The sequence below is a fragment of the Paenibacillus sp. FSL R7-0210 genome (assembly GCF_038009085.1).
GTDB lineage: Bacteria > Bacillota > Bacilli > Paenibacillales > Paenibacillaceae > Paenibacillus_AQ > Paenibacillus_AQ silagei.
Genome location: NZ_JBBPAR010000001.1, coordinates 1,589,658 through 1,602,848, shown reverse-complemented (window position 1 = coordinate 1,602,848; position 13,191 = coordinate 1,589,658). Strand labels below are relative to the sequence as shown.

Annotated in this window: 11 protein-coding genes; 2 read left to right on the top strand and 9 right to left on the bottom strand. The window is 53.8% G+C overall.

What is annotated here, in order from left to right; genetic code table 11:
- Positions 1-245 precede the first annotated feature (245 nt).
- Together MKY64_RS06840 and MKY64_RS06835 are read right to left on the bottom strand one after the other, a co-directional pair.
- Positions 246-611 carry a VOC family protein gene (locus MKY64_RS06840; protein WP_036732967.1) on the bottom strand — a complete coding sequence of 122 codons (366 nt, stop codon included), beginning with the start codon at positions 609-611 and terminating at the stop codon, positions 246-248.
- Positions 612-716: 105 nt separating this feature from the next.
- Complete coding sequence (locus tag MKY64_RS06835) at positions 717-1,535, bottom strand: helix-turn-helix domain-containing protein (protein ID WP_340951726.1); 819 nt, start codon at positions 1,533-1,535, stop codon at positions 717-719.
- Between the two features lie 280 nt (positions 1,536-1,815).
- Here MKY64_RS06835 and MKY64_RS06830 point away from each other — a divergent pair, with 280 nt between their 5' ends.
- Both MKY64_RS06830 and MKY64_RS06825 read left to right on the top strand, forming a co-directional pair.
- On the top strand, positions 1,816-2,679 hold the full coding sequence (locus tag MKY64_RS06830; RefSeq protein ID WP_209869861.1) for a class I SAM-dependent methyltransferase: 864 nt from the start codon (positions 1,816-1,818) through the stop codon (positions 2,677-2,679).
- A 3-nt stretch (positions 2,680-2,682) separates the two neighbouring features.
- Positions 2,683-3,429, top strand: a complete 747-nt coding sequence (locus tag MKY64_RS06825; RefSeq protein WP_036732959.1) for an RluA family pseudouridine synthase — start codon at positions 2,683-2,685, stop codon at positions 3,427-3,429.
- A gap of 47 nt (positions 3,430-3,476) precedes the next feature.
- On the opposite strand, the gene MKY64_RS06820 is transcribed toward MKY64_RS06825, so the two are convergent.
- From MKY64_RS06820 to MKY64_RS06790, 7 genes are all read right to left on the bottom strand, one after another.
- Positions 3,477-3,920, bottom strand: a complete 444-nt coding sequence (locus tag MKY64_RS06820) for a MarR family winged helix-turn-helix transcriptional regulator (protein ID WP_036732955.1) — start codon at positions 3,918-3,920, stop codon at positions 3,477-3,479.
- Positions 3,921-4,098: 178 nt separating this feature from the next.
- Positions 4,099-6,540: a DNA gyrase subunit A gene (gyrA, locus tag MKY64_RS06815; RefSeq protein ID WP_036732953.1), complete on the bottom strand. Its 2,442-nt coding sequence runs from the start codon at positions 6,538-6,540 to the stop codon at positions 4,099-4,101.
- Between the two features lie 382 nt (positions 6,541-6,922).
- Complete coding sequence (parE, locus tag MKY64_RS06810) at positions 6,923-8,905, bottom strand: DNA topoisomerase IV subunit B (protein WP_036732950.1); 1,983 nt, start codon at positions 8,903-8,905, stop codon at positions 6,923-6,925.
- 73 nt (positions 8,906-8,978) lie between these two features.
- Complete coding sequence (locus MKY64_RS06805) at positions 8,979-9,968, bottom strand: ABC transporter permease (protein WP_036732948.1); 990 nt, start codon at positions 9,966-9,968, stop codon at positions 8,979-8,981.
- Positions 9,961-10,944, bottom strand: a complete 984-nt coding sequence (locus MKY64_RS06800) for an ABC transporter ATP-binding protein (protein WP_036732945.1) — start codon at positions 10,942-10,944, stop codon at positions 9,961-9,963. The genes MKY64_RS06805 and MKY64_RS06800 overlap by 8 nt, the downstream gene beginning before the upstream one ends.
- 48 nt (positions 10,945-10,992) lie before the next feature.
- On the bottom strand, positions 10,993-11,913 hold the full coding sequence (locus MKY64_RS06795; protein WP_340951722.1) for a GDSL-type esterase/lipase family protein: 921 nt from the start codon (positions 11,911-11,913) through the stop codon (positions 10,993-10,995).
- Positions 11,914-12,343: 430 nt separating this feature from the next.
- Positions 12,344-13,123 carry a CAP domain-containing protein gene (locus tag MKY64_RS06790; protein WP_051478722.1) on the bottom strand — a complete coding sequence of 260 codons (780 nt, stop codon included), beginning with the start codon at positions 13,121-13,123 and terminating at the stop codon, positions 12,344-12,346.
- Between the last annotated feature and the right edge of the window lie 68 nt (positions 13,124-13,191).

Genomic DNA, 13,191 nt, shown 5'->3' with positions numbered 1-13,191 from the left:
GGGTCCAAATGAAATGTATTCTCTATAATCCGGTCCCTTAAGCAGACCGCATCTTACTTACCTTAATACTGTGTTAATCTCATTCTATTTGATAATGATTATCATTGTCAATATTAAAAAAAGTGATTCTGCTCTTAGCCTGGCCATCCTTGCCGTATAACACAAACAGCGCCAGTCCAGGACATAACTGCTGCCCGGAGCTGACGCTGCTCAGTATTACTATTATCATATGATGTGTGGAACGATTAATATCCGCCTTCCAGCAAGGTAATTGCGTTGCCGTCGGGATCACGGAAATTCATCTCTTTACCGCCGTACTCCATGGTTGCCGGAGGCTGGCAATCCAGTCCTTTCGCCTTCAGCTGCTCATACGTTTCGTCCAGACTGCCGCAGGAGAATACCAGATTAACGGTGCCGGTGGTAAGGTTCTCCCACTTGTCTGCGTTCCATATAATGATGCCGGGCTGGCTGGCGTCTATCGCAATTTTGGCCCCGCCAGCTTCTCCATAGCCCTCGAATGGAACCGGAATGCCCAGTACCTCCGAATAGAATGCTACCAGAGCTACGGGGTCTTTACTGTACAGGTTGATGCCGTCAAAAGCTGTAATCATAGTGATATCCTTCCCTTCATTGCTTGTATTGTGATTGGGCTGGTGTCAGCCGTTCTATCCTCATTGTACTTCTGCCTGAATAGCTTGTATTGCAAAAAAACGACATCAGCGCCGGGCATGACTCAGCGCATCCAGCGGAGTTCTGCCTGCGAACTTCTTGAAATTGTTGATCAAATGCGACTGGTGGCTGTACCCGTAGGTGAACACCATATCCTGCATTACGCCCTTCGTCTGGGAGGAACGGTACAGGTCACGCCAGACATTCTGGAAGCGGATCAAATCGGCCACCTTTTTGGGCGGAAGGCCGATATGCTGCCGGAACAGCCGTTCAAGCTGGCGGCTGCTTAAGCCCGAGCTGCTCTCCAGTGCCCCTACCGTCATGATCCCGCGTGATGTAAGCAGCCTGTGGACCGCGTTCATCATCCCGTCACTGCTGCGGTTTCCCCGTTCCAATCTCCGCAGAAGGAAAGCTTCAGCAGCAGCGATGCGCTCAGTCATTGTGCGGATATACTGGAGCTTGTCTCCTAGCTCCTTACGGAAGGTTCTGAAATAATACTCTACCGGAACATGCACATTCAATACCTCCGTCAGCGGCTCGTCTGCGAACAAATGAACGGCCCAGAAGTGAAACCGGATGGCGAAACGCTCTGTCGTAACAGACTGTGCTGCTTGTCCTGCCTCAAACGGAGTGTCGTTAATCCCGCAAAAAATCCCGCCGGACTCCCCTGTCCGCTCATCCCATTCCCAAATGATGTCCATGCAGCTATCAGGTATGATAGTCTCCGTCTGCTGCGGCAGCCGGGGCTGTGCTCCTGATCCCCAGTAGCAGCGGATATACGGCTGAAGCAGCCTGCCCGGCAGATACTCGCCGCCCCCGGCCGGATTGGCCGTTATCGGATGATACAGCGCCGAAAGATTATACATCCCAGTGCAGCCTCCTTCCTTTGCTGTAACCTTGTATTCAGATCATACACAATCCCTGTACGAAGCGCCAGAACACCCGCTTTTCAATTGGCTAAGTCCCCTGCTTACCGAATGATTATGTTGCAAAATGATCTGCCCTGCTTTTCCTGGTAATATTATACGCCTCCTGCTTGTTGGCTACACTGGGAATAGTCGCAGCTTTGCAACCATTTTGTTTGTAGCTGCAGGCTTAAATGTTGTACAATAAAGGCTAAATGACTTTTTGAAGGATGGATTAATAATGTATATAGCCAGTGATTGGAAAGACTATGAAGTGATCGATACCGGGGGCGGGGAGAAGCTCGAACGCTGGGGCGATATTATCCTGCGCCGGCCGGACCCGCAGATCATCTGGCCGCTGGCCAGCGAGAGCGCTAAATGGCGGGATGTGCACGGACATTATCACCGCAGCTCCGCCGGTGGCGGGCAGTGGGAGATGAAGAAGACGATACCGGAGGACTGGAAAATCAGCTACGGCAAGCTGAAGTTCCACCTCCGCCCGACGAACTTCAAGCACACCGGGCTGTTCCCGGAGCAGGCGGCCAACTGGCGCTGGATGATGGACAAGATCGCAGCGGCTAACCGGCCGATCTCCGTCCTCAACCTGTTCGCTTATACCGGCGGAGCCACTGTTGCGGCTGCAAGTGCCGGAGCCTCCGTCGTGCATGTCGATGCAGCCAAGGGGATGGTTCAATGGGCCAAGGAGAATGTAGCCCTGTCCGGTCTTGCCGACAAGCCGCTCCGCTTCATTACCGATGATGTATTCAAGTTCGTCCAGCGCGAACAGCGCCGCGGCAGCAAATATGATGCTATTATTATGGACCCGCCGTCCTACGGAAGAGGGCCGGGCGGAGAAATGTGGAAGCTCGAATCCAGTCTTTATCCGTTCTTGGAGAGCTGCATGGAGATTATGAGCGACCGTCCGTTATTCATGCTGATTAACTCCTATACGACCGGCATCTCGCCAACCGTACTGCGCAATATGCTGTCAATGACGATGGGCAAGCGCTATGGCGGCAAGCTGAATTCCGGTGAGATCGGCTTGCCGATTACTGCCTCCGGCATGAATCTGCCTTGCGGGATTCTGGGCCGCTGGGAGGCGTAAGCCATGACCGGAACGAATAACGGCGCAGCAGGAGAATCCGGCAGCAGCCCCTCCCGGTTCGAGATTCTATATGAGGACAACCATCTGCTCGGCATTGTGAAGCCTGTGAATATTCCCGTTCAAGAGGATGCTACAGGCGACCCGGATCTGCTGACCCTGCTGAAGGAAGATGTGAAGGAACGCTACGCGAAGCCGGGCAACGTCTTCATGGGCCTGGTTCACCGGCTGGACCGTCCTGTTGGCGGGGCGATGATCTTTGCCAAGACCTCGAAGGCAGCCTCCCGGCTATCCGAGAGTGTGCGCACCCACGCCTTCCAGAAGGTCTATCTGACAGTGGTGCATGGTCAGCTTCCGGGCGCAGAGGCCCGGCTGGAGCATACGCTGCTGAAGGACCCTAAGAGCAATACCGTCCAGGCCGTCCGGGAGGGAACGCCAGGCGGCAAGCAAGCCATCCTTGATTATACCGTGATTGGTACGGCAGAAGGCTATTCGCTGGTGAGGATTGACCTGCTGACCGGCCGCTCCCACCAGATCCGCGTTCAGCTCAGCGATGTTGGATGTCCGCTATATGGAGATCAGAAGTACGGCGCGGCCGTGAACAGACCGGGACAGCAGATTGCCTTATGGTCTGCACTCACCCGGTTCCCGCATCCGGTGACCAAGGAAGAAGTCGAGCTGCTCTCCCTGCCTCCCCGTTCCTATCCCTGGAATCTTTGGACTCCGCAAATGCAAAAGCAGGCTATCCTTTAACGGACAGCCTGCTTTTTTGCATGATCATATAGGTTCTCAGTAGGTGCTTATACGGACTGTACCGAAGCTGCGTCATCCACGGCCGGGGCAACCGCCATCTTGCCCATGAGGTAGAGCAGCAGCTGCTGATTATGGGAGGAAATGGGGTCCAGCGCTTCTGCAAAAAAATCACTGCGGACCTTCAGTCCGCGCAGCGTCTCCCGCTGGCCTGTCTCGGTGATGCTCACCCAGACAATTCTGCGGTCTGAGGCATCGCGTTCACGGACAATCAGATTATGCTTCTCCATCCGGTCAAGCAGCATCGTCACGGCCGCCGGGCTGGTTGCCAGATGAGGGGCCAAATCAGAAGGCTTCATCGCATCACGCTCCTGCAGTAATTCCAGTACGGTAAGCTGGGCATCAGTCAGTGTAGGGGCAAGCTTGCTATCCATATGTAGCTTATAGTCCTTTAATATCTTATGCCAGATTTTACTGAATTCAGTGGAGTGCACACTTATTCCTTCCTTTCCTGCGGATCTCTATAAGGTATATTTACTTTTTCGCCAGAAAAATTCCAAATCCTTCAAGGCCAAAAAATAAAATCATATCTGCAACTATTCCCCCCAAATTAAAAGCGCGGGCAGCCTGTTACTCCTGAGCTGCCCGCGCCGTTCCATGCGGTATTATATTTTACTTGACTGCCTGAAAAAGAATGGCGATCTCGTCCTTCTTCTCGACAGCAACCAGCTGCTTGCCTGTAGAACGGCGTTCAGCAATCGGTGCCGATTCGGAAGAGAAGGAATGTACCGCGCCGCTCTGGGTGATGGCGGTCACCTCCAGCGGCTCCTTGCAATAGAATGCGCCTGCCAGCCTGCTGCCGTTCGGGCGGACACGCTTGCCTTCCTTGAACTCGAAGGTTGGCATCCCTTTGCCTCCGCGGCTCTGTGAAGGATAATCCACCATCAGGGAGCGCTTGGCATAACCGATGTCAGATATCGCCAGGATCTCACCTTCATCCTCGCTGACCCAGAAGCAGGAGACCACCTCATCTCCTTCACGGAGCTGAATTCCCCTAACTCCTGTGGCCACCCGGCCCATAGGATTCACTTCATTCTCACGGAAACGGATGCTCATGCCCTCACGGGTAATCAGCACGATGTCCTTGTCACCCCTGCTGTGCGCCACTGTAATGATCTCATCGCCTTCGGCCACCTTACAGGCGGCAACGGCTCCGGAACGGCTTGTAGAGTACTCCTTGAGCTCGGTACGCTTCACCTGCCCCTTGCGGGTGATGAAGACCAGACTGGCCAGCGGGTCCTCCAGGTTGCCGACCGGCAGTACACTGACGACACTGTCTCCCTTATTCAGTCCGATCACGTTGACGATGGCCGTCCCCGGATCTTTCCATTTGAATTCTGGAATCTGGTGCACGGGAAGCAGGAAGTATTGACCCTTGCGGGTGAATACGAGCAGGCTCTCCCGGGTATTCAGATCCAGCAGCTTGACGATATGATCGCCATCCTTGACGCCTGAAGAGTGGCGCTCCCCGCCCGAACGGGTGAAGGACAGCATGCCGGTCCGCTTGATATAGCCGTCCGCAGAGAGCGCAACCAGCACATCCTCCGCATTGACCAGAACCTCCATGTTAACCTTAAGTTCCTCTACCTCGCCCTGAATCAGGGAACGGCGGTCGATTCCGTATTTGTCACGGATCTCCAGCAGCTCCTTGCGGATAACGGTAATCAGCTTCTTGTCGCTGTCCAGAATCCCCTGGAGCACAGCAATCCGGGCCAGCATCTCATCCAGCTCCTTCTGCAGCGAATGAATCTCCAGATTGGTGAGACGGTACAGCTGCAAGGTAAGGATAGAATCAGCCTGTCTTTCGCTGAAGCCGAACATCCATACCAGATTATTCTGGGCATCCTGGCGGTTCTTCGATGCCTTGATGGCAGCGATCACTTCGTCCAGAATATTCAGCGCCTTGACCAGTCCCTCTAAGACATGGGCACGGTCCTCCGCCCGTTCCAGATCGAACCGGGTACGGTGAGTGACCACTTCGCGCTGATGGGCAATGTAGGCTTCAAGGATCGCTTTGAGCCCCAGCTGCTGCGGAGCCTTGTTAACGATGGCTACCATGTTGAAGTTGTAGGTGACTTGGAGGTCGGTTTTTTTGAGCAGATAGGCTAAGACGCCTTGTGCATCTGCCTCCTTCTTCAGCTCCACCACGATGCGCAGGCCCTCACGGCCGCTCTCATCGCGGACCTCGGCGATCCCTTCAATTTTTTTCTCCAGACGGATGTTCTCCATGGAGGTCACCAGCCGTGACTTCACGATCTGGAAAGGCACCTCGGTGATCACGATCTGCTGCTTCCCGCCGCGCAGATTCTCAATCTCCGTCTTGGAACGCAGATAGATTCGGCCTTTGCCGCTGCGGTAAGCATCCATAATGCCGTCTCCGCCCATAATGGTTCCGCCTGTCGGAAAGTCCGGCCCCTTGATGAAGGTCATGATATCCTCAAGCGCAATGTCCGGCTTCTGCATGACCGCGATGCAGGCGTCGATGACTTCCCGCAGGTTATGCGGTGGAATCTCCGTGGCGAATCCGGCCGAGATCCCGCTCGTCCCGTTCACCAGCAGATTCGGATAACGGGAGGGAACAACCACCGGCTCCTTGGCCGTATTATCGAAGTTGTCCTTGAACAGTACGGTGCGCTTCTCAATATCGCGCATCATCTCCATGGCAATCGGAGACAGACGCGCTTCTGTGTAACGCATCGCCGCCGCCGGGTCATCATCCATGGAACCCCAGTTGCCGTGTCCGTCTACCAGCACATGCCCCATCTTCCACGGCTGTGCCATCCGCACCATCCCGTCGTAGATCGAGGAGTCCCCGTGGGGATGGTAGTTACCCATTACATCACCGACGGTTTTGGCTGACTTGCGGTATGGCTTATCCGGCGTATTGCCGGAATCGTACATGGCATACAGAATCCGGCGCTGCACGGGCTTCAGCCCGTCGCGCACATCGGGGATCGCCCGGTCCTGAATGATATATTTGGAATACCGGCCAAACCGGTCACCCACGACCTCTTCCAGAAAAGCCGGCAAAAATTGCTCTGATAAACTGCTCATATCCTCTTCACCTTCTGTTCCTCATTCTGTCCGCGTTTTTAAAGATTGATGATCTGACCGCTGCGCTCTTGCGTTAATGAATTCAAAAACCAAACAATATTTTGATAACAGGTAAGACCGTAACTGCGGTGATTTTGGACTTCCGGCCGCTGTTGTATTTAGATTTCTAATTCATACGCTTTAGCGGATGAAATCTAAATACAAAGGCGGACGCTGACGCTCCTCCAGTTCCAAAATCCCCTCCGTCACTTCCCCTTCTATTCGATTAACAATTCTTATTTCAGCAAACCGTGAGTAACCCAACCGCTTCGCTTATGCAGATCATCAAAAAATTAAAAACGCGGAAGTAATCGTCACTTCCCACTACTACTTACGATCTTTGTTACTCCACGATCTCCGTGAAGTCGACGTTCTCGACAATCCAGCGCTTACGCGGGTCGACCTTATCGCCCATCAGCGTGGAGACGCGGCGCTCCGCCTTGGCGGCATCCTCGATCTGCACCTGAAGCAGCGTACGCGAATCGGGATTCATCGTAGTCTCCCACAGCTGGTCCGGGTTCATCTCACCCAGTCCCTTGTACCGCTGCAGCTCGAAATTCTTCCCGAATTCCTTCAGATAATTCTGCAATTCCTCATCGCTCCAGGCATAGCGGACCGTCTCCAGCTTACCCGATTTGCGCGTCAGCTTATACAGCGGCGGCTGGGCGATATAGACCTTGCCGGCATCGATCAGAGGCTTCATGTAGCGGTAGAAGAAGGTCAGCAGCAGCACCTGGATATGTGCGCCGTCCGTATCGGCATCGGTCATAATGATGATTTTGGAATAATTGCTGTCCTCCACGGCAAAATCAGGCCCGATTCCCGCACCGATTGCTGAAATGATCGCCTTGTATTCGTCATTCTTCAGGATATCCAGCAGCTTGGCCTTCTCGGGGTTCATCGGCTTGCCCTTCAGCGGCAGGATCGCCTGAATCTTGGAATCCCGGCCTTGCTTCGCGGAGCCACCGGCTGAATCGCCCTCGACGATGAAGATCTCGGTACGTGTAACGTCCTTGGACTGTGCAGGTGACAGCTTGCCGCCCAGGTTCGAGCTCTCACTGCGCTTCTTGCCGCTGCGGATCTCATCACGGGCCTTGCGGGCCGCTTCACGGGCCTTGGAGGCCTGAATCGATTTTTTCAGCAGACTCTGTGCAACTTGGGGATTCTCTTCCAGGAACCGCGCCATCCGCTCAGAGACGATGAAGTCCACGGCACTGCGGGCAGATGCGCTTCCGAGCTGATCCTTCGTCTGTCCGACAAACTCCACATCCGACATCTTGATGCTGATGACCGCCATCATGCCTTCACGCAGATCATTGCCCTCCAGATTCTTATCCTTCTCCTTGAGCAGCTGCGTGCGGCGGGCGTAATCATTCAGCACACGGGTATAGGCTGTCTTGAAGCCTGTCTCGTGTGTTCCCCCGCTGCGGGTAGGAATGGAGTTGACAAAAGAAGCGATCGTCTCCGTATACCCCGCATTATACTGCAGCGCGATTTCCACCTCAATCTCGTCCTTCTCGGAGCTGAAATGAATTACATCGTGCAGTACATCCTTGCCTTCGTTAAGGAATTGCACGAACTGGCTGGCGCCGCCTTCGTAGAAGAATTCATCCTGACGCCCGCTGCGCTCGTCGCTCAGATTGATTCTAAGCCCGGAATTCAGGAAGGCGATCTCCTGTACCCGTTCTGCAAGCGTATCATAGTTGAATGAAATGCCCGCAGCGAAGACGCGAACATCCGGCTTGAAGGTAATCTTCGAACCGGTCTTATTCGTATTCCCCAGTATCTCAAGACCGGTCACTGGCTCACCGACATGTTCTTTTCCGCTTTTGTCGACCCAGTATTCAAAGCGCTGACGGTGAATCTTGCCTTCGCGGTAAATCTCCACTTCCAGCCACTCGGACAACGCATTGGTTACTGAAGCCCCGACCCCGTGCAGGCCACCCGACTTCTTGTAGCCGGAGCCGCCGAATTTGCCGCCTGCATGCAGTATAGTGAATACCACCTGCGGCGTTGGGACTCCTGTCTTGTGCATTCCGGTCGGTATTCCGCGTCCGTTGTCAATAACGGTCACCGATCCGTCTTTACGCAGTGTAATGTCAATCTTCGAGCAAAACTTGGCCAAATGCTCATCTACGGCATTATCTACTATTTCCCATACTAAATGGTGCAGACCCGAGGAACTCGTACTGCCAATATACATGCCGGGCCGTTTGCGGACCGCAACCAGACCTTCGAGCACCTGAATGTCGTCAGCATCGTATCCAGTCCGGCCTGCTTCGCCGTTCTTAGAGACTTTTGCAAACATATCGATCTGTTCGAGCATTCATGCTCCTCCTTCACTTGTCTTCCTGTCTCTCTAAAAATGCAAACAAACGTTTTCGTTCACTTTGTACATTCTAATTCAAAATATCCCGTTTCGTAAAGACGGCGAATGAAATGATTACGGCCGCAAGTCCCCAAATGCCCAGAACCGCCATCGAAAAGCCCAGTGTCATGCCCTCTATCGGCGCGGGAGTGCCCGCTAAATAAGTCGTCAGCTCCATATTGACCATAAATAAATATTTGGCCGCCGTCCAGGCGGAAGCCATATTCGTCAGGATCGTTCCGGCAATCAGCGCCGCCATCATCACTACAATGCTCGCAGCCGTACTGCGGACCAGCACCGACACCATGAAGGCCAGCAGGGCCACCACGATGCTGACATACCAGATCAACCCGCCCTGCATCAGCAGATACTTCCACTGCTCCACGGCATGAACCTTCGTCATATCCACAGTATCACCGTTTAGCTGGAAGCCTGTAAAGACTGGAACATTGAACCCCTTATAGCCAAAAGCCAGCCCCGATATCAGATAGCTGATTACGAATACGGACAGGACAATCAGCGAGACGAACATCAGCAGCGCTACCATTTTGCTGAACAGTACCTTCCAGCGTCTGACCGGGCGGGTCAGCAGCATTTTGATCGTGCCTGTCGTCCGCTCCCCGGAGACCAGGTCGGAGGCAACCGCCATGATCAGCAGCGGAATGAACAGGGAGACGGAATTATTGACAAACTCCCGGGTGAACGTTACTCCGCTCGGCTCGTTCGGATTCACATCATGGTCCAGATAATACTGCAATTGCTGGAGAAAAATCCGCCGGTACGACTTCCATTCCTCCGGAATCCGGTCGCTGCCGAGCGAATTCTGGTTATCGGTAATCTGCTGCTGGATCTCCAGCCTCCAGTCAGAGTTAAATTTGTCACGGCTGCGCTCGGCTATGCGCATTTGCGCATAGGTAAACATTGGCACCAGCACAAGCAGGATGAGCAGGATGACATAGAAACGTTTCTTTTTAATAATCTTCAGGCACTCATTTCGGATGAGCGGCAGCAGGTTAGTCAATGGCTTCACCTTCCGTTAGCTTCAAGAATAGCTGTTCCAGTGTAGGGTTGATTTTATGCACAGCCCGGACTTCCACCTCTTGTGCAACCAGCACGGCAACAATCTCCGGGATCAGCTCCTCGTCCATCGCCGTAACCAGGGAATTCACGCCCATGCCTGCGATGACCGAGTCATCCAGGGTAACCTCGTCCAGATGAAGCAGCGCGATATCCGGCCGTCCGGCCATGATGTCTCTTGCCCGCTGAAGCGGCTCCAGCTCCCACAGGACATACGGTGAGTTACGGGCAACCAATTCATCTACAGCGCCAACAGCGAGTACACGGCCTTTGCTGATAATGGCTACCCGGTCGCACAGCAGCTGAATTTCGCTCAGCAGATGACTGGACACAAAGACCGCCAGCCCTTCGTCTGCCAGCTTACGGATGAATTCGCGCAGCTCCTTGATCCCCTTGGGGTCCAGGCCGTTGGTCGGCTCATCGAGAATCAGCAGCCGGGGACGGCCGAGCAGAGCTTGGGCAATACCGAGCCGCTGGCGCATCCCCAGCGAATACGTGCTGACTTTATCCTGGATGCGCTGATCGAGCCGCACGATTTCAACGACCTCGGCAATCCGCTGCTCGTCCACTCCGGGCTGCATACGGGCGAAATGCTGCAGGTTCTCCCAGCCCGTCAGATACGTGTAGACCTCGGGATTCTCGACAATAGAGCCAACGTATTGCAGCGCTTTTTCCGGATTCCGGTTCACATTATAGCCGCAGACGGTAATCGTCCCTTCGCTCGGGCGGATCAGGTCCACCAGCATGCGGATGGTTGTGGTTTTGCCTGCTCCATTCGGACCGAGAAAGCCGAAGATTTCGCCTTTTTTCACATCAAACGTGACATCATCTATAATCCATTTGCGGCCGATTTTTTTACGGACTCCCCGGGCGGACAGAACGACTTCTTCCCCCGGTGCCTCATGAATGGTTCTCGCCATCTTATACAGCTCCTTGCCACAGTCATTTCTGTTCAAAAAATCATCGATTCAACGAACCGCTTGTACAATGCGCTCGCTCATCCGCTGATAACCGTCCCCGTTCGGGTGAAAATGATCATTTGACAGATATTTCGCCAAATGACGGTCAAACAGGTCAAAGGTCGGGACCAGTGTCATGTTCTGATGCTTGTTGATCATATCCATCGCCGCATTATTCCACGCTGTTACCGCCTGATTGCCGGGAATTAGCAGCCCCTCGATATCTCCAAAGGGATTATACAGTCCGATGTAATAGACTTGGGCCTGCGGATTCACTTCTGCAACTGTATCCAGTATGCTGCCCAGCCGTTTGGCGGCCCCAGGCAGAGCGGAAAGAAGCGATTCCGGGGTCAGATCACCTGCAGACGCGGTTGGAACCGGGGTAGTGCCTTCTACCTTGTTATTGGCAGGGGCTTCCGTGCTCTGAGGTACCGCTTGCTCCGAAGGCTTCGCAGAGGCGGCTACTTGTCCGCTGCTCCCGCCTGTGCCCAGAATATCCGAGCCCCGGAACAGGTCGTTCCCGCCGATGGAGATCAGGATGACATTCGCCTGACGCAGCGCGTACTGTACCCCTTCCTCCTGAAGCTTGCTCTGTAAAGCAGCAGTGGTCAAGCCGTTAATGCCCATATTGCCCAGCAGCTCTGCCTTTCCTCCATTGGCCGACAAGGCATCCACGGTCCGCTTAACGAACCCTTGCCCGGAGTTGTCACCGGTCCCTTTGGCCAAAGAATCGCCAAGCGCCAGGATCTTGTATTCGTCATCTGCCGCGGCTGTCGGTGCAGCCGTCTCCTGTGGAAGGGAGGAGAGGAACTGTTCCCCCTTCGGGTTCAGGATATCTCCCACTGCATACACAAATCCTGTAATCAAAAGTAAAGTTGCCAGGATGGACACCAGGCTTACTGTCCTCCAGGTCCATTTGGAATCCTTCAATGCTATCCCTCCATCTGCCGTACTCTTCTGCCTCTTCCATCATTCACAACATTATTAACTATGTAGATAAACATAATTCTTCTTTGCACAATTTGCAAACCGTAGGGGGGTTTAGGTGGGGGCGCGGCTGCGGGGATTTTGGACTTACGGCCGCTGTTGTCTCCAAATTTATTGAATGAACCGTTATACGGTTAAAAATCGGAGACAAAGGCGGACGCATTCGCTCCTACAGTTCCAAAATCCCCTCCGCCGCTTCACACCTAAACGGTGGAAGCAGTAAGGGCGGCACGATGGCGCTGCGCTGATCGTGCAAGACCGCGGACTGCGGCACGATAGCGCTGCGCTAATCGTATCAAGACCAATATTACTTTAATATCCTAAAAACATAAAAACGCCCCCGGCAATGCCGGAGGGCGGAGTTAACGTAACTTTATTTACCGATGAATTCCTGGACCCAGTAATTATTATCGAAGCCAACACCGATGTAGTTGAAATTCGCGCTCAGGATGTTAGCCTTATGACCCGGGCTGTTCATCCACGCCGTCATAACTTCCTGAGGGGTCTTCTGGCCCATAGCGATATTCTCACCAGCCGCCTTATACGTAATGCCGAACGCCGACATCATATCAAAAGGTGATCCGTAGGTCGGAGAAGTGTGTGAGAAATAATTGTTCGAGCGCATATCCGCAGCCTTGGCCGCAGCCACTTTGTTCAGGCTGTCCAGTGCGGAGACAGGGGCTAGTCCAGCTGCAGCGCGCTCTTTGTTCACCAGTGCGACTACTTGCTGTGTGTAGCTGGAGGCGTTATTGCCAACTGCAGGAACCGCAGATGGGGCAGGAGTTACCACAGGTTTTGCAGTGGCAACGGGGGCCGGGGTTGGCTTAGCAGTTGCTGCCGGTGCCGCTGTAGCCACTGGTGCTGCTGTTGCAACCGGCTTAGCCGGAGCTACCGGCTGTGCTGCCGGGGCAGCTGCAGCTGGCGTTGTGTATACAAAGGTTTTAGTGACAGTGTACGTATTGCCACCCAGTACAAAGGTCTTCGAATTGTTCTGTGTGAAATAGTCCATGAGCTGTGCGAAATTCATATCTGATCCGGCTGCCGCAGGGGCACCGGCTGCTGCTGCGTTTGCTTGTAATGGAAGAGAAATGCCAAGCGCCATAACAGCGGCTACGCTTCCACCTATCATTCTTCTCAAAGTCTTGCTTTTCATTCTGCCATCTCCTTAATCTTCGTTGTGGTGTATCATGGGGACAAGGGTGTCTGTCTACATATGTTACA

Bases quoted from the DNA above. Each gene is read 5' to 3' on its own strand.
- MKY64_RS06840 (WP_036732967.1), bottom strand. From the start codon at position 611: ATGATTACAGCTTTTGACGGCATCAACCTGTACAGTAAAGACCCCGTA.
- MKY64_RS06835 (WP_340951726.1), bottom strand. From the start codon at position 1,535: ATGTATAATCTTTCGGCGCTGTATCATCCGATAACGGCCAATCCGGCC.
- MKY64_RS06830 (WP_209869861.1), top strand. From the start codon at position 1,816: ATGTATATAGCCAGTGATTGGAAAGACTATGAAGTGATCGATACCGGG.
- MKY64_RS06825 (WP_036732959.1), top strand. From the start codon at position 2,683: ATGACCGGAACGAATAACGGCGCAGCAGGAGAATCCGGCAGCAGCCCC.
- gyrA (WP_036732953.1), bottom strand. From the start codon at position 6,540: ATGAGCAGTTTATCAGAGCAATTTTTGCCGGCTTTTCTGGAAGAGGTC.
- parE (WP_036732950.1), bottom strand. From the start codon at position 8,905: ATGCTCGAACAGATCGATATGTTTGCAAAAGTCTCTAAGAACGGCGAA.
- MKY64_RS06800 (WP_036732945.1), bottom strand. From the start codon at position 10,944: ATGGCGAGAACCATTCATGAGGCACCGGGGGAAGAAGTCGTTCTGTCC.
- MKY64_RS06790 (WP_051478722.1), bottom strand. From the start codon at position 13,123: ATGAAAAGCAAGACTTTGAGAAGAATGATAGGTGGAAGCGTAGCCGCT.